The sequence below is a fragment of the Micromonospora sp. NPDC049801 genome, from assembly GCF_040656575.1.
GTDB lineage: Bacteria > Actinomycetota > Actinomycetes > Mycobacteriales > Micromonosporaceae > Micromonospora.
Genome location: NZ_JBFAMS010000016.1, coordinates 29,630 through 46,166 on the forward strand (window position 1 = coordinate 29,630; position 16,537 = coordinate 46,166).

At 67.6% G+C, this 16,537-nt stretch carries 15 protein-coding genes; 9 read left to right on the forward strand and 6 right to left on the reverse strand.

Going from position 1 to position 16,537, the window contains the following annotated elements; translation table 11 throughout:
* Positions 1 to 17: 17 nt before the first annotated feature.
* The 8 genes from AB0I89_RS26045 to AB0I89_RS26080 all read left to right on the forward strand — a co-directional run bounded on the left by AB0I89_RS26045 (position 18) and on the right by AB0I89_RS26080 (position 11,364).
* Positions 18 to 761, forward strand: a complete 744-nt coding sequence (locus tag AB0I89_RS26045; protein WP_357131921.1) for a serine/threonine protein kinase — start codon at positions 18 to 20, stop codon at positions 759 to 761.
* Between the two features lie 238 nt (positions 762 to 999).
* Positions 1,000 to 2,544 carry a hypothetical protein gene (locus tag AB0I89_RS26050; protein ID WP_357131924.1) on the forward strand — a complete coding sequence of 515 codons (1,545 nt, stop codon included), beginning with the start codon at positions 1,000 to 1,002 and terminating at the stop codon, positions 2,542 to 2,544.
* 299 nt (positions 2,545 to 2,843) lie between these two features.
* Positions 2,844 to 3,959 carry a hypothetical protein gene (locus AB0I89_RS26055; RefSeq protein ID WP_357131927.1) on the forward strand — a complete coding sequence of 372 codons (1,116 nt, stop codon included), beginning with the start codon at positions 2,844 to 2,846 and terminating at the stop codon, positions 3,957 to 3,959.
* An 85-nt stretch (positions 3,960 to 4,044) separates the two neighbouring features.
* Complete coding sequence (locus AB0I89_RS26060; protein WP_357131930.1) at positions 4,045 to 4,983, forward strand: hypothetical protein; 939 nt, start codon at positions 4,045 to 4,047, stop codon at positions 4,981 to 4,983.
* 284 nt (positions 4,984 to 5,267) lie between these two features.
* On the forward strand, positions 5,268 to 5,879 hold the full coding sequence (locus AB0I89_RS26065; protein ID WP_357131933.1) for an RNA polymerase sigma factor: 612 nt from the start codon (positions 5,268 to 5,270) through the stop codon (positions 5,877 to 5,879).
* Positions 5,876 to 6,664 carry a hypothetical protein gene (locus AB0I89_RS26070; protein WP_357131936.1) on the forward strand — a complete coding sequence of 263 codons (789 nt, stop codon included), beginning with the start codon at positions 5,876 to 5,878 and terminating at the stop codon, positions 6,662 to 6,664. Before AB0I89_RS26065 ends, AB0I89_RS26070 begins: the two co-directional genes overlap by 4 nt.
* A 389-nt stretch (positions 6,665 to 7,053) precedes the next feature.
* A complete protein-coding gene (locus AB0I89_RS26075; protein WP_357131939.1) occupies positions 7,054 to 10,290 on the forward strand; it encodes a DEAD/DEAH box helicase family protein in 3,237 nt (1,078 codons plus the stop codon).
* 606 nt (positions 10,291 to 10,896) lie between these two features.
* On the forward strand, positions 10,897 to 11,364 hold the full coding sequence (locus AB0I89_RS26080; RefSeq protein ID WP_357131942.1) for a hypothetical protein: 468 nt from the start codon (positions 10,897 to 10,899) through the stop codon (positions 11,362 to 11,364).
* 187 nt (positions 11,365 to 11,551) lie between these two features.
* Here AB0I89_RS26080 and AB0I89_RS26085 read toward each other — a convergent pair whose 3' ends face one another.
* Positions 11,552 to 12,058, reverse strand: coding sequence for a DUF4760 domain-containing protein (locus tag AB0I89_RS26085; protein ID WP_357131945.1), 507 nt, complete (start codon positions 12,056 to 12,058; stop codon positions 11,552 to 11,554).
* A gap of 222 nt (positions 12,059 to 12,280) precedes the next feature.
* On the opposite strand from AB0I89_RS26085, the gene AB0I89_RS26090 reads away from it, so the two are divergent.
* The gene (locus tag AB0I89_RS26090; RefSeq protein WP_357131948.1) at positions 12,281 to 12,445 is read left to right on the forward strand and encodes a hypothetical protein; all 165 of its coding nucleotides are present in this window, start codon (positions 12,281 to 12,283) and stop codon (positions 12,443 to 12,445) included.
* 39 nt (positions 12,446 to 12,484) lie between these two features.
* Here the strand turns inward: AB0I89_RS26090 and AB0I89_RS26095 are convergent, their stop codons facing one another.
* From AB0I89_RS26095 to AB0I89_RS26115, 5 genes are read right to left on the reverse strand one after another with little or no spacing between them, the layout of a single operon-like run.
* Positions 12,485 to 13,054, reverse strand: coding sequence for a hypothetical protein (locus AB0I89_RS26095; protein WP_357131951.1), 570 nt, complete (start codon positions 13,052 to 13,054; stop codon positions 12,485 to 12,487).
* On the reverse strand, positions 13,054 to 14,376 hold the full coding sequence (locus AB0I89_RS26100; RefSeq protein ID WP_357131954.1) for a hypothetical protein: 1,323 nt from the start codon (positions 14,374 to 14,376) through the stop codon (positions 13,054 to 13,056). The genes AB0I89_RS26095 and AB0I89_RS26100 overlap by 1 nt, the downstream gene beginning before the upstream one ends.
* A complete protein-coding gene (locus AB0I89_RS26105) occupies positions 14,373 to 15,170 on the reverse strand; it encodes an ATP-binding cassette domain-containing protein (protein WP_357131957.1) in 798 nt (265 codons plus the stop codon). The genes AB0I89_RS26100 and AB0I89_RS26105 overlap by 4 nt, the downstream gene beginning before the upstream one ends.
* An 11-nt stretch (positions 15,171 to 15,181) precedes the next feature.
* Positions 15,182 to 15,988 carry a zf-HC2 domain-containing protein gene (locus AB0I89_RS26110; protein ID WP_357131960.1) on the reverse strand — a complete coding sequence of 269 codons (807 nt, stop codon included), beginning with the start codon at positions 15,986 to 15,988 and terminating at the stop codon, positions 15,182 to 15,184.
* On the reverse strand, positions 15,985 to 16,536 hold the full coding sequence (locus AB0I89_RS26115; RefSeq protein ID WP_357131963.1) for a sigma-70 family RNA polymerase sigma factor: 552 nt from the start codon (positions 16,534 to 16,536) through the stop codon (positions 15,985 to 15,987). Before AB0I89_RS26115 ends, AB0I89_RS26110 begins: the two co-directional genes overlap by 4 nt.
* Position 16,537 lies beyond the last annotated feature (1 nt).

The window sequence follows — 16,537 nt, forward strand, 5'->3', positions numbered from 1 at the left end:
GGCGTAGGTTCGCCAAGATGTCCGACCTGCCGCTCGCGTCCGCGTTCGCGGTCTTCAACGACCAAGACTCGGGATGCCTGTCCTACGGCGTCGAGAATGCCGGGCGCCGCTGGTTTGTCAAGAAGGCCACCACCGCGCCGGCCCGCGTCTCACTGTTCCGGGCCAGGCGATTCCACGCCGCGGTTCAGCACCCAGCGATCGTCCGCCCCGAGCAGATCCTCAACAGCCCTGACGGGCCAGTGCTGGTCTACCCCTGGCACGACGGGTCAGTACTCAACCACGCCACCACACACGGCTCGGACCGAGCCGCACTTACCCGGTTCCAACAGCTGCCCCTCCCCGACGTCAAGGCGGCGATCACCACGATCCTCGACGCGCACGAGGCCGTCGCAGCGGCCAGCCACGTCGCGGTCGACCTGTACGACGGCTGTTTCCTCTACGACTTCAACGCTCGCAAGATGTGGCTGATCGACTTGGACGAGTATCGCCCCGGCCCCTTCGTCCTCGACGCCGACCGCCTGCCCGGATCCCGCCGCTACATGGCCCCAGAAGAGTTCGTCCGCGGCGCCGTCATCGACCAACGGACCACCGTTTACACCCTCGGCCGCACCATCTGGCACCTGCTCGACTCCCCACACGGCTGGAGAGGCACCCCGACCCAAGCCCGACTTGCCACCCACGCCACCCGCGCGGCAGCCGAAGATCGATACCCCGAGGTAGCGCGACTGGTCACCGAGTGGCGAGCCACCCTGGCGGATTGAGAAAGGCCTCTGCCCGCCGACGCCCCGTTAGTTGTCCGTCCTCGTACGCACCGAGGCACCCCTTGCCCACCGCCGATTCACGCAGATCAGCGGGGCACTCACCGAGCCTGCCCTCGACCGGACCGCTGCAGCCCTTTAAGCGCGGCACTTTAGCTAACTCGTACGCGGATGACCAGACATCCTGCCGCCCCTGGTACATATCGTTGCGCTGACTGTCGCCACCAGGCACGGTTGTCTGATGCAGCGCTGGGACCGGCTTAACGAGCGCCAGGTGAACCTCTTGCGTCGGATTGCCGACGGGGATGACCTCAGCACCCCGGAGGGTGCCGCACATCGAACGTCCGCGCGTGCTCTACAGAACCGCCACTTGCTGAACGTCACGCGTAAGGACGGAACGTGGCGGGCGACCGTCACGGAGGCAGGCCGTTTCTACCTTCAGCACGGGTACCACCCCGAGGACCCCGCTCACAATGTCAGCCCGTCAACGACCCGGCGGAAAAGCAAGGCGGCACCCGTCCCCCGACAGCAGCCCGCAGCAGCAAGCACCGATGGCACGACCTCGGCGACCATGGTCCTGGCGCAGCAACTGGTCGACCAACTGGCACACGGTGACGGGGTCGTACGCGTCAATGAGCCGAACGAGCAGACCCGGGCGCGATACCGGCGTGCCATCCACGCAGCGAAGCAGCACAAGCTTGTTCCGGACGGACACGAGCTCCGACACACCGGTCGGAGCCGCGGGGACATCGTCGTCAGGCTCTACGACACGGCCAACGGCGCCAGCACCGGATGGGACGCCTTCCGGATCGCCTCACAACACCAGCTCACGGTCGACGACGAGATCGTCGCCGCCCTGCGGAAGAACCCGGCCGCGCTCGCCGTATCGGCCGACCTGCTGCCTCGGGCGTTGGAGTTCGTACGCCTGTTCACCGCGGCGGCCCGCAGCCGCGGGCACCGGCTGGTCGTCAACACCAAGGGCGCGCGGCCCACCCTGTCGCTGCGGTTGGAGAAGTCCCAGCGCGCGGTGAGGATCAGCGAGGAGTACGACAAGGTGCCGCACGTCCTCACTGATGACGAGCAGCGGCGCAAGAGGCGGCAACCATGGACACCGCTGCCCGAGTTTGATCGTGTTCCCAGCGGCCGTCTTGTCCTTGAGGTCAATCGTTCCGGACACGGCAACTCGGACACCTGGACCGACGACAAGCGCAGCCTGCTTGAGACTCGTGTCCAGAAGATCCTGAAGGACGTGGAGGCCGGGTATCTGGCCGACCAGCGCGAGCACGAGGAGTGGGAGCGTAGTCGCAGGGAAGAGGAGGAGCGTTGGGAGCGGCAGAAGGCCGAAGAACGTGCCCAGTGGGAGCAGACCAAGACAGCTGCCACGGTCCGGGCGACTGAGAAGCTTCGCACGGACCGCTTCCGTGCCGCGTTCGACAACTGGGTAGCTGCGGACGCCATCCGGAGCTTCTGCGCCGCGCTCGAAGCCTCCGCCCCAGAAGGCGCTGGCGGTGGCCAGAATCTCGGTCGCTGGGCGAGTTGGGCGAGGAAGGAAGCTGACCGGCTCGACCCCACGATCAACCCGGCTGCGCTCGCCGAGGTGGACTTCGACATGGAACCGCGTCCCAGAGACCTGGCGCCCTTCATGGGCGAGTGGAGCGCGACCAAGCCGGAGAAGGCGTACCGCTCGGAGGAGACCCGCAACCAGTACGCCGACATCCTCGCCTACGAGAAGACGTGGCACCACGGCATGCGCGGCAATCCACAAGCCTGGCGGTGGCGCGGCTGACCGAACCAGGCACACCGCCAGGTTGATCTCGAAGGACGGCGACACACTCAGAGCGTCGTGAGCCCGAGGCCGCAGGGCCCACGCATGATCCTGCGCACCTGCGGCGCCTCCAGCAGCCGAAATGGGCGCGCGAGCCTCCAACCGAGGCACCACCTGTTCAGCTCTGCCGATTCCGGCTTCTAATCGTGCGGACATTCAGTCCGTCGCGACTGGGCTCGACCCTGATAGCACCGACGTTGGTCGACGTTTCGATAGACAAGCCCACGACTGGCTCGTGACCGATGCCTTGGATGGTGAGCATGACCGACGGCCGGCGTGCCGACTCCGACGCGGTGCAGGTGATAGCTCCCAACGGAGTCACCTGGACCCGCATCGCGGACGGCCGGAGCAGCCCAGCCGATCTGCTCCGTGAACTGGCCCAGCTCACGATGGGCCACGTGGAGCGTGAGTGGGACTGGTGGCAGGAGGGCCGAGCACAGCAGGAGCATGACCGGCGGTGGGCGATCCTCGGCGAATGGGACAACGGTGTGCCGCAGCGGGAGGCGCACCAAGATCCGGAGACCAGCGCGGAGGAGTTCCTCGCTGAGTGCGATCGCCGCCACGAAGCGAAGAAGCAACAGCGGGCTGCGCGTGCAGCCGAGTTGTACAGCAAGGAACGCGAGAACCTCCGCCTTGAGTTGATGCGAACGGAGGCCGATGCCGCCTTCTTCGCTCACATCCTCGCCGCACCAGCCAGCCGCGAGCAGCAAAATGCGGCAGAGCGCCGCGTGGCCGAGCGGCAGACGGCCGCCCGGGACCTGCGCAGCAAGATCGGCGACCCCGAGGACGTCGTTGACCACGCCGGCTACTACCCAGCGGAACGGCGTTCGTCATCTTTGAGCTCCCACACGACCTTCTGGCGACATCCGACGCTGCGCGAACTGCACAAGGCAAGGCAGCGGAAGCGGTTCACAACGCTACTGGCGATGCGGCCACCAGCGCCCGCCAGCATGTGCTCCGAGTGTCAGGCCCCCTCCCAGTGGCACGAATACGCCCTCTCACTGTGCCTCTTCCGGCCCGACCCTCCCGCCGGCTCGACCGCCGAAACGCTCGCGCGGCTGATGCCTGGCTGGTGGCAACGGTGTTCGGCATGCACCGCCTACCAACTGGAGCATCGGTGGGGCGGATCGTTGGCCCTGCCGGACTTCACCGGGGAGCAGTGGCGGGCCATGCTGCCACCGATGCTGAGAGAGATCTTCGCCCCGGACCCACCCAAGGCGAAGAAGGCTGTCACCCGACCCAAGCCACTGGCAGTGGTGCCGGCCGGAAAGATCGATGACGTTCTCGTCCGCCTCAACGAGGCCAAGGCCCGGTTTCCCGATGCCGAGGTGCGCAGCGGCCCACGCGGCACCTGGGAACTGTGGCCCAGCACCTAACACGCGAGGCGGCACGACGTCTGCTGCCGCGACTGACCGATCCGCTACCGCTCGGCACAGTCCGGCCTTCCCGGGAGGACACCAGATGGGCTTCGATGCCTCTCGCTTCGTCGTGGGAGACGAATGGGTCTATCGGACGCGTGATGACGCCGCGTCGCAACGCGTACGAATCTTGACGGTGACGCCCAAGAAGAACAGCGCCCGCCTCGATATTGAGTTCGTTGACGACCCAGCCTCACGCGTCGAGAACGTGACGGGGAATCGGTTGCGGGTCCCGTGGGCCGAGGTCGCCGCCTACGACGAGTTGATGGCCCACTGGCATCGCATTGATGATCGGCAGCTCGATGACACCGAGGAGGCATGCGTCGAGCAGGCCTACCGGTTGTTGATTCCTGAGGATGTCGCGGAGATCGAGTGGTCGCCCGTGTCGTGCGCCACCGCTGTCCATGACGCTGCGAGACTCGCCGAGATCGTTGACTGCCCGATCGACGAGGTTCTCGTCGGCGTGGAGTGGTTCGACCTCGACCTCACGAAGATGGTCTCCCCGGCCGGGACGCTGCTCATCGCTGAACGGGCCTGCCGGGCCAATCCGACGCCGGTCCTGACGACCGTCATCGAGGAGGAGGCCGTCTGTCGGCGCAAATGCAAGCACGGGTCCGACAAGCTCAATGTATTGACGCGTGAGAAGGAGTGGTCGCCGCCCGAGTGGGAGTACGAGAAGTATCGACGCTGGGAGCGACCCCGCCACGAGCTATTGCGTCAGTGGTGCGGACATGGCGCGGTCACCACGCATGAACGGCTCCTGGCGGCAGAGGCGGAGAGCAACCGCCTCGACGTGCTGATCACGGAGGTGATCGCGGCTCTCGACGGTGCTGGCGAGAACGGGCAGGCCACCCGCTTTACCGAAGAACACGAGCGGGATCGGATATCGCCTTGGACCGTCCGGCCGATCGTCGACCGCCCGCTTCACCCCTCAGAGATCCCGGTACGGGAGGTTCCCGCCCGCCGGCGCTGGCCGCGCTGAGGCCCCGCCTCCCCGGGGGTGCCGACAGCTCAGGATCTTCCTCAGCGCTGAATTGCCGCACGATGGCGGCGAGTTCCCGGTCGGGGCTGACGTGGCGCTGGAGAGAGGGCTGCAGGGAGTGGCGACCAGCCGAACCGCGAGATCAACAAGGTTCGGCCGCAGTGGCGCGCCAGGCGCCGGCGAGAAGGCGAACTCGTGATCTTGGTGATGACCGCCTTGTCGGGTATTCCTATGGAACTCGACGGGCGTAGCGGCCATAAGAGGGTGTGAGGGAAAGGGCGGACATGACCCGGGCCGATGACGGCGAGTTGTGGCAGCGCGCACGCCAGGGCGAGCCCGAGTGCTTCGGTGTGCTCTTCGACCGGCACGGGGAAGCCGTTCGGGCTTTCTGTGCCCGCCGAACCGGCTCGAGCGACGCCGCCGATGATGTCGTCTCCATCGTGTTCCTCGAGGCCTGGCGCCGGCGGGGCGAGGTTGAGCTGGTTGATGGCAACGCCTTGCCGTGGCTGTACGGCATCGCACGTCGAACCATGCAGCATCGCTGGCGGACCTCGCTGCGGCATCGGCGGGCGCTGGAGCGGCTGACACCCGCGCCGGCCACTCCCGACCATGCCGACGAGGTCGCCGGCCGGCTCGATGACGAGCGGCACCTGGCCCAGTTGCGGGCGGCCCTCGATCGACTGAGGCCGCCCGACCGGGACGTGCTGTTGCTCTGCGTCTGGCAGGGCCTCTCCTACGCCGAGGCGGCGGTAGCGCTCGGCGTACCAGTCGGCACCGTCCGATCGCGGCTGTCCCGGGCACGGTCCCGGCTCGGGGCCGAGACAGAGGCCCTGAATACACCTCATCCCGCGGCCTGCCCAAGGACCGCGTCAGCACAGCGACGGGAGATGTCATGAGCGATCTGCGAACCCGCCTGGACCCACAGCGCCAGGCCGATATCCGGCGACTGCTAGTTGAGCAGGCATCGCAGACAACTGTGGTGACTCGCAGCCGCCGCATCGCCCTCGCCGGTGCCTTCGCCGCAGTAGTCGTCACTACCGGCGTCGTTGCGTTCGCCGTCTATCCCGACCCGCCGCCGCCGACCTATGCCGCCTGGACAGCCGTTCCACAGGCCGCTCCACCCCTGACCGCTCCGAATGAGGACATCGAGAATTGGGCCTCGAAGTGCAGCGACCTCGGCGTCGGCGGGGTGGGCGTCGGAGGCGTCCCGGCGCGCCCGAAAGCCGCGGCTCGCCGGGAGGTGCTGGTCGATCGGCGCGGCGGTTTCACCTACTGCGTCGATGTTGCGCTGGGCAGCGGCACCTCCTCGGATCCGCTGATCGCCCTGTCCGGTCTAAAAGCCAAGGGATTCAATGGCCTCAACCTCATGCAGGCCACCGTCTCCGACAAACCGTTCGCCAAGCCGCAAGGCAATGCTGTGTTGGTGCTCGGCGGCATCTCGGAGACATCGCCCGGCGGCATCCAAGCCTTCCAGATGTACGGCCTGAGCGGCCCCGCTGTGACCGGCGTCGACGTCGTACTGACGAATGGCCTGCGAGTGACCGCGACGGCGAGGAAAGGTCTCTGGGGTGTGTGGTGGCCCAGCGATCGGGGCGATCCCACCGGCTGCAAGCTGCACGTGCGCACTGCCGCCGGCGTAACGCTCGTCGACCCAGATACCGTCCGGCTACGGATCCAATGAATTAAAGGGGTTCGAGACCCCTGGAGCTTTCTGACGTAACGTCATCTGCCGCCATCTCGCCATCGCCGGTTGACCCATCGAGCTGACCCCCGAACAAGATCGGAAATCCGGATTTGCCGCCGACCGTGCGCGCGGCAGGCTGAGGGGCCGAACTTTCGTCGGTCACTGCCGGGTGGACCTCAGCGTCAGGTCATGCGCACGTCAGCACGCGTTCGCCGCACTCGATGATGGTGGCCTTTCCCACCACGGGCCGGCTCTCGCGCATAGTGATCGTCATACCCGGCTGCAGGTGCTCGCCGTCAGATTGGCGACAGTCTCAGGTCACACAAGGGAAAGGATTACGTATATCGATTAAAGCATGAGCACCCACCCACGGGAGAATCGTGCTCATGAATGGCCCCCATGTTGACGACCGGCACGCGCCCAGCGGGTGGCGTACGCCCAATGTCTGGGCGCGCACGGAGACGTTCGATGGCAACCCGATCAAGCAGCTCCTTGTTCCAGCGAGTGCCTTTCACGCCGTCTCAGGTAGCGACGGGGCACTTGAAGTCGTCAACAACTACGGTGTCTGGCCAGCCGCGAGCGGCGAGACGCCTCTCGATCAGGACATCCTGTGGCTAAGGCTCCCACCCGGAACTGGCCCAGGGGCCTCACTAACCCGAGCGGGTTGGCACCTGCCGAGCATCCTCCTCCGTTCTGCGCCATCTGAGGTTCTCAAGTCTTATCGAGACGCGATCACCTTCAACGAAGGCGCCAAGGAAAGTCGCGGCCTTCGATCGCCGCAACTCGGAGCGATGCATGCCGTGCTCGGCTACTGGACCACCAAGCGGACCACTCCAGCCACGGTGGTCATGCCGACAGGCACTGGCAAGACGGAGACAATGCTCGCGCTTTTGGTGGCCGCCCGCATCAATCGATTGCTGGTGCTGGTCCCCTCCGATGCCCTACGTGAGCAGATCGCGGCGAAATTCGAGACCCTCGGCGTGCTGCAGGAGCTGGGCATCGTCACCGCTTCGGCGATCCGCCCGGCGGTGGGGCGCGTCCAGCAGGGCTTCACCACCGCCGACGCGGCGGAGTCATTCGCGCAAGCGTGCAACGTCATCGTCGCGACGCCCCAGGCGCTGACTGCCTGCCAGCCCGAGGCACTGGAAGCCCTCGCCAGCGCCTGCTCTCATTTGTTCATCGACGAGGCCCACCACGTAGCCGCGCGCACATGGTCTGCCGTACGTGACTTCTTCGTCGAGAAGAACGTGCTCCAGTTCACCGCGACGCCGTTCCGCGAGGATGGCAAGCACCTTCAAGGCCGCATCCTCTACTCCTTCCCGCTACGAGAAGCTCAGGCGCAAGGATTCTTCTCGCAGATCAACTACACCGCAGTGACCGACTTCGAGGACCTGGACCTAGCCGTGGCGGTGCAGAGCGTCGCCAAGCTGCGCGCGGACCTAGAGGCTGGTTTCGACCACGTTCTGATGGCTCGCGTCAGCGGCATCCCCCGAGCGAAAGAACTCAAGCCGCTCTACGACAAGCTGGCCGCCGATCTCCAGCCGGTAATCATCAACAGCCAAATGCCCGCGAGACAACAACGCGAGGCAGTCAAGGAGCTGCGAGAAGGTCGCTCCCGCATCGTCATCTGCGTCAACATGCTCGGAGAAGGCTTCGACCTGCCGTCTCTGAAGGTCGCAGCGGTGCATGATCCGCAGAAGAGCCTCGGCGTCACCCTGCAGTTCATCGGCCGCTTCGCACGGACGTCATCGGAGGGCAGGTACGGCGACGCGTCGGTATTCGTCGCCCGTTCCGAGATCGATGTGGACAGGCGTTTGCGGACGCTGTACGCGGAGGATTCCGACTGGAACCTGATCCTGCGCAACCTCACCGAGACCGCCGTTCAGGGCCAGCAAGATGTCAGCGACTTCGAGGAAGGCTTCACCAGCTTGCCCGAGGACGTCACGTTGCGGAGCCTGTTGCCGAAGCTGAGTACGGTCGTCTACCGAGCGCCTACTGAGCGATGGGAGCCGGAGAACCTGGTCGACTTCTTCGGCGAGGACCGCATGTACACCCAGCCCCTCGGCCTGAACACAGCCGCCGGGATTGCCTGGTGTGTCGTGGAAAACCGTGACAACGTCCGCTGGGCCGACCTCAAGACTCTCGAAGAGGTCAGCTACGAGCTGTACGTCCTCTACTTCGACCGGGACAAGCGCCTGCTGTACATCAACAACTCCGCCAACGATGGGGTCTTCGAGGACCTCGCGACGGCCGTGCTGGGTGCTGGCGTAAGGCGCTTCACGGGCTCGACGGTCTACCGCGTGATGGCCGACATTGACCGGCTAGTGCCAACGAACGTCGGCGTCCTTGATGCCCATGACCAGTTCCGCCGGTTCTCCATGCACGTGGGCTCCGACGTCACGGCCAGCTTTACCCAGGCCGAGGCCGGCACGAAGTCGCAGACGAACATCTCCGGCGGCGGGTACCGCGACGGCGAGCGGGTCAACATCAGCGCCTCCCTCAAAGGCCGCATTTGGTCCGCCGCTACCGCCCGCGATCTCAAACACTGGCGGGACTGGTGCGACTCCGTTGGCGAGAAGTTGGTCGATGACACCATCAGCATCGACAAGGTGATCGGGCAGTTCATCCTGCCCGAACGCCTACAAGGCCGGCCCGCGGGCGTTGTCCTGGCAGTCGAGTGGCCATGGCAGATCCACACGATGCAGGCGGACAACCTGAGGTTGTCATTCCAGGACCTCACATACGAAGCCGTCTACACCGATCTCGTTCCAGACACCGCCGCGACCGAGGGCCCATTCCGCTTCGACGTGCGCACCAAGGGGTGGACGGTCACGTACGAGGCCACCGTCGAGAACAGCCGCCTCTTCTACCGGTGCGCCAGCGATGAAGAGATCAAGATCGTCCGCGCACGCTCCGAGCTCAACCTGAGTGATTGGCTCAACCAGATCGGTCTCACCTTCATCCTTGACGACGACCGGATCATCGAGGGTGACCTGCTCTACAAGCCAACCTGGGACAAGGAGCCGTTCGACCGCGCCAACCTCACGCCCTTCGACTGGACCGGCACCACCATCACCGTCGAATCCCAGACCAAGGACCGGCTGATCCATTCCGTTCAGTACCGTGCCATCGCCGAACTCAAGGCGGAGAGCGATCCGTGGGACGTCATCCTCGACGACGACGGCAGCGGCGAGATCGCCGACCTCGTGGCCATCCGGATCGACAGCGAAGGGCTGCTGATCCGGCTCGTTCATTGCAAGTACTCGCACGGCGAGACCGTCGGCACACGCGTCAACGACCTGTACGAGGTCTGTGGGCAGACCCAAAAGTCGATCATGTGGCGGCGCGGCGATCTACGCCCGTTTTTCCGCACCCTCGACGACCGGGCCCGCAAAAAGCAGCGGCGTGACGGTGTCAGCCCCTTCGAGGTCGGAGATATCAACGCGCTCTACAAGATTCAGGAACAGGCAACCGTCCTGCGGCGGCGCATGGAGATGGTGATCGTCCAGCCGGGTCTCTCCGCAGCGAGGGCGACGACCCAGCAACTTAACCTGCTCGCCTCGACACAGGCGTACCTGAAAACGACGATCAACGCACCGCTCGCGGTGTGGTGCAGTCGATAGAGCCGGCTCGGGATCGGACGTATCAGCTACGGTGCCGCCGCCCTGGCCACCACCAACGGGCCGGGCGCGCCTACTCGCGGGGCGCTCCAGGGGTGCTCGGATGTTCCGGAGCGGGACCGGATTCGCGGCACGATTCCTGGATTCGCGCCTTCGCGGGCAAACAACGCGATGTCACATTATGCGAGCGCGGCGCGGACCACCGCGAACGCGGCCGGACGAGGTTGCCCGGATCGCGGAGAGCGGAAGTCGAGTGAGCACGGACAGTAGTTTGTCCTTGTCTGCGCACTTTTAATCCATAGGTTCAGGGTTCGAGTCCCTGGCGGCCCACTCTCGCGCAGGTCAGCGACACTTAGAGGCCGCTGTTGCCGTGCGTCGGGCCGGTACGGCAGATGCCAACCGTGCCGACTTCGATGGCGGTCCTGGCCGCGAGCTGCCGTGTCGCTTCACCCTTGGTCATGCGGTCCGCCCAACCGCTCTTTCAACGGCCCGATGTGCGCCAGGCCGTCGGGCGCCGAACAGCAGCGACCAGGGACGACCCTTGGCGACGACGTTTGTCGAGGTCACGCTTGATCGACAGCCCACGAGGGTCGGTGCCATGATGGGGCCATGCCGAGCGACGTCTGGGTGTCGTTGACCTCGCTGGGCGGGGTGGCACTGGGCGGGGGCTTGTCGTTCTGGGTCCAACGCATGACTCAACGGTCGGCTGAGCGAGCAGAGGAACGACGGCAGGCCATGGCTCTTGGCGAGAGCCGCCGAACGGAGCGGCTGGCCCAGTTGCAGAGTTTCATCGAGGTCACGGCCGAGGCTGAGCGATGCGCATTCACGCGTCCATTCAGCTGGCAGGACGGCGATGAGTGGCAAGTCCAAACGCAAGCGATCATGAACCGTGTATGGGTGGCTGAGCGGATGATCCGCCTGACGTTTCCACTTCCGGTTCATACCGCGGCTCGGGCCTACTTCCTTGACCTCAACCGGGCTGTATGGGAAGTGCTACCCGACGGGCAAAGCGTAAGGGACTATTTGGAAGATCATCGGCTAGCCTTCCTCGACGCCGCTCGGACGGCCGTGGACTAAGCGGTTAGGCCACGACGAACCTCGGGCTCCTCATCGGGGACGTACCCGGCTGCCGACGCCTCGGGACAGCCATCCACGGAATCGAGCCGCCGCCGACGACGACTGTCGACAGCAAGGGTGACAGCCACATCCGTGGATGACAGGTCCGGCTGGCCGAAATGATGCTCGCTAAAACTCGAAAGGAAGATCAAGCTGCATCGGCGGCGGCCGGCTCACGCGTTGACCGTACTGCCCGCCGGGACTCCCAACGACCTGCCAGCCACACCAGGTTCCCCCAGTAGCTTTCGACCCGGTATCTGTGCCGCAGCTCGGCGATAAGCGGGCTCGCTATCTCGCGGATCTCCAGGATGGACGCTCCCCAGTTGTCGACGATGAAGTTCTCGTCGGCCATATTGGCACGAACGAACATGCCCGCCACATCGAAGCCGTTACAACGGACCATGACTGCCGTCTTCTGCTCCTCGGTCCACTGACTGTAAGGAACTTCGAGGACCGACGGCAGCACCCGGGCGGCGGACCGCATTTCGGGCGAGGTGATCAATTTGACCACTTCCATCGTGCCTTGAACCTCTTGTGAACGGTATGCCGCCTCGACCTGCCGCCCAGCGTGCCGGGCCTGGCGAGCTCCGACCAGCAACGCCAGGGCGACGATCAAAGTGGAGACGACCTGGGAGATGGCGATGACAGTGTTCACGCCGCCGATCATTGCTCATACCCGGCAATAGATCGAGTGCGCTCAACTCGGCATGCAGGCCGCTGAGCCGCCGCCCGAGCCGCCGCCCGAGCCGCCACCCGAGCGCCGAACCCCGTCACGCATAACCTGACGGATCAACGAGCCCGGTTTCTCCGGCGATCCGGCGCGGTGTTGACGCTCGATCAGGACGCCGACTGCCCCTGCTGTGACCCGCGTCAGGCGATGGACACCCTGCACACGATCGCCAGGGCGGTCCCTCCGACCGGCAGGCGCGAGATCCAGGCGATCGTGGATCCCCTTGCTGAGCGGTACCGCGCCCGCACCCTGCACGATCCGAACTGGCCACAAGACGGCCAGTGGTGGTGGCGACGCATCGCCGATCGCTGAGTGACCGCGAGACCACTGCGGCGCGGGTCGGCGCTTCCGTCACTCGCGTCGGGCGGCTCCGCGCAGCGCGTACGCCACCACGCCCGCGACCGCCAGGACGGCCGCGACCACGGCCGCCGGCCGGCTGTCATGGGGTTGACCCGGCCAGGTGGCGAGCGTGCCCCACGTGCCCGGTTGGGGGAACATGGCGGCGGCGATCGCCCAGCCCACGGGGAGGAACCAGGCGCGGGCCGCGCCCGCGACCGTCGCGCAGAGCGCGGTCAGGCCCAGCAGGCCGGCGGAGTCGCGGACCAGCAGCGCGGTGGGGCCGAAACGGGCGCCGGTGGGTTGGGTGGCGAGCAGCACGACGAGTACGAGCGCCAGCGCGGCCAGCAGGTGCACGGCTCGCCGCCACGGCCAGCGCAGTGCGGCGGTGCGTTCCAGGTCCTCGTCGGGGGCGGCCAGGGTGGTCGACAGGGTCGCCACCATCAGCGTGACCGTCAGGACGACGAGCAGGAGGATGACGTCGCGCTCGGTGGACAGCGTCAGCCACAGCGCCCAGATCAGGACGGCGGCGCCGACGGACGCGGCCAGTGCCACGGGTACGCGTCGTGCGCGTAGGTGCAGCATCATCGCGACAGCAGTCCGGTGGGGTCCTGGCAGGCCAGGATGGCGTCGCGTACCGCCGTCACGCGGGAGAGCGCCTCCGGTGCGGGCAGTTTCTGAAGATCCCGCCACAGGGTGACCGCCTCGGCGTTGAGCTGCGGATCCTCCTCGATCATTTCGGGGATGACACCGACGTCGGAGACCGGCTCGCGGCCGAGCAGGTGGTATGCGGCGGCTCGTTCGACCGCGCCGTTGCGCTCGCAGTCCGGGCCGCCGTATCCGGTGCCCAGGCCGAACACCATCTCGGGGACCACGGCGTCGGGATGAGCCAGGCCGCCGTGGTCGTCGATCCGAACGTCGATCGTGACGGTGTCGGCGTCGCGGAGGGGCACGTCCCCGATGAGGTAGGCCCGCGTGTCCTCGTGGGCCTGGGTGGGGGCGTCCGGCATCTTGGCGAGGGCGGCCAGGCCCTGGCGGGCGAGCGGGGTCAGCGTGTCCAGCACGTTGGCGTTGACCCGGGTGACGCAGACCTTCGGGGCGTCGTCGGTGCAGACGAGTTCGCGGGCCACGGGATCGATCGGCGCGACGAGGGTTGCCTCGTCACGGGGGACGAGCGCCGCCGCGACACCGAAGCCGAGCAACACCGGCAGCACGGCGGCCACCGACGTACGGGGACCTTGCGCGACCAGCAGGAGTACGCCGGTCAGCGCCAGCCCGCCCAGGAAGATGGCGAGCACGGCGGTGACCCGAGGGTCGATGGTCTGGAACGGGTAGAACGTGCTGCTGCCGTACGCAGGAGACAGGATCGCGCCCATCCAGTCCGGCCGCATGATCGCGGTGAAGAAGACCAGCAGCACACCGGCCACGGCGAGCACGGGCGCGGTCACCAGGGCGGGTAGCAGCCGCCCGATGCCCAGGCCGAGCCAGGCCGCCGCGACCAGGGAGAACGCGCCGACCAGCGTGATGGCGACGACGTCCGGCGGGAAGTACGCGGCGGTGGACGCGATCCGCATGCCGCCCGCGCCGACCACCAGCAGGAAGGCGAGCCCGAGCGCGGCCCCCATCGCGACGAGGACCGGAAGCATCCGGCGGGCGCGGGATCGGGGTGTGGTGGCGAACAGTTCCCCGACCTTGGCCCGGTGTTCGCGGCGGCCCTGCCACGCTCCGGCGGCGAGGGCGATCGGCCAGAGCAGGAGCAGGTACTCCTTGACGGCGAGCGTGAGGGACATCCACCCCTCCGACCAGCGGCCCGGGGCGAGGTAGAGGGCGGCGACGCCGACCGCCACCACGAGGAGCGCGGCGCCGGCTGCGGCGGAGCGCCGGAGTTCGATCCGCAGGACGCTCATCGGCTGGCCGCCTCGTGGCGACGGAGCAGCGCCGAGTAGCCGCGCTCGGCGGGGCTGTCGCCCGGGTGGCGCTCGTCGCCCTCGGCGGCCAGCCCGGCGGGCGTGCCCTGCCACACCAACCGACCCTCGTTGATCAGCACCACCTCGGTACAGGCGGCGACCACGTCCTCGACGAGGTGGGTGGAGACCAGCACGCAGGCGTCCGTACCCAGGTCGCGCAGCAGCTCGCGCAGGTCGAGGCGCTGCTCGGGGTCGAGGCCGACGGTCGGCTCGTCCAGCAGCAGCACCCGCGGATCGTTGACGATGGCCTGGGCGACGCCGGCCCGGCGGAGCATCCCGCCGGAGAGTGTGCGGAGCCGGGCGTCGGCTTTGGCGCTGAGCCCGACGCGGTCGATCGCGCGCTGCGTGGCCGCTGGGATGTCGGACTTCGGCATCTCCTTCAACCAGGCCAGGTACGACACGAACTCGCGCACCGTGAAGCGCGGGTAGTAGCCGAAGTGCTGCGGCAGGTAACCCAGCGAACGCCGGGCCTGGCGCAGGTCGGCGCGGCCGTCCACCGAACTGCCGAGCAGGGTGAGCCGGCCGCCGGACGGCTTGAGCACGGTGGCCAGGGCACGCATCAACGTCGTCTTGCCCGCGCCGTTGCGCCCCAGCAGGCCGTGGACGCCGGTGCCGAGGCTCAGGTCGAGCCCGTCGACGGCCAGGTGTCGGCCGGCCCGCACCTTCAGCGCCTCGGCGTGGATGGCCCAGGGGTGGATGGTGGTGGCCGTCTCGGCCAGGCTCACCGCTCGCATGGTGGTTCCCTTCAGAACGAGGTGAGGCGCCGGAAGCTGTTGGCGCGCAGGAGGGTCAGGGCGGCCAGCACGACCGTGACGACGGCCCACCCACCGATGGCCGCCGGTTCCAGGAGCACCGGCAACTCGGCGGTGGCGAGGCTGGGTGCGATCACGGCGGCGGCCCAGGCGGCCATCAGCCCGACTGCGGCGCGGCGGACCCCGACGAGGGAGCCGAGCAGCAGCGTGGCGGCGGTGAAGGCGAGGCACGGCAGCAGCATCAGCGCGGGGTTCACCCGGCTGGCCCCGTAGGCGGCGAGCACGGCGAGCACCGGGATGACGAGGACGAGCACCCCGGCGGTACGGCGCAGGAGCATCGTCAGACCGGCCGAGGGGGTGCCGACGACGAGTTCCCAGGCCGGGTCGCCGCGTCTGCTCCAGGCCGCGGCGACCCCGGGCAGCGGCGCGAGGGGCGCGAGCAGCAGCACGATCGACGGCAGCTCGGACAGGAAGTACGTGAGCACGGCCGCGGTGCCGAGCACGCCGGCGGTCATGGCGACCCAGGGCAGCAGCGCCGCCACGAACCAGCGCTGCCGCAGCGGCGTACGGAGGAAGGCCCTTGATCGTGGGGTGGGGCCGGCGGCGATCGCGCGGTCGACGGCTGCCGCGACCTCGGCGACCAGGGCGCGCGACTCGATGGTGGTGCTGCCGGCGAGGCGGGCGCGGCAGTCGGCGCAGCTCTCCAGGTGCACTTCGATCGACCAGACGGTCGCCTCGTCGAGACCGGGATCGCCGTCGGCGTAGCGGTCGATGTCGTTCAGGGTGGGATGCGTGGTCACGACAGGGCCTCCCGCAGGACGATCCGGGCGCGGCGGATCCGGGACTTGACGGTGTTCTCGGGTACGCCCAGCAGCACGGACGTTTCGCGGACGGTGAAGCCGTCCAGGACAGTGGCGCGGAGCACCGCGCGGACCTCGGGCGGCAGCACGGCGAGGGCCTGTTCGAGTTCCTGCCCGACCCGGCCGGCGAGCGCCTCGTCCTCGGCGGCGGGCACGACCGTCTCGACCGGATGCACCTGCGGCACCCGGGCCTGCCGCGAACGACGCCGGAACGCGTCCACCAGGCGGTGCGCGGCGATGGTCCACAGCCAACCGACGGCGCTGCCGCTGACCTGGTCGCCGGCGAAGCTGCCGGCTGACCGCCACACCGTCAGGTAGGTCTCCTGGAGGACGTCGGCGACCACGTCCGGGTCCGCGCACCGGCGGCGCAGGCGCACCTCCAACCAGGGCGCGGTACGCCGGTACAGCTCGTCGAAGGCCCGCCGGTCACCGCGGGCCACGCGACGGACGAGCTCCTGCTCGTCCGTCGTGTCCAGGCTTCGTCTCACG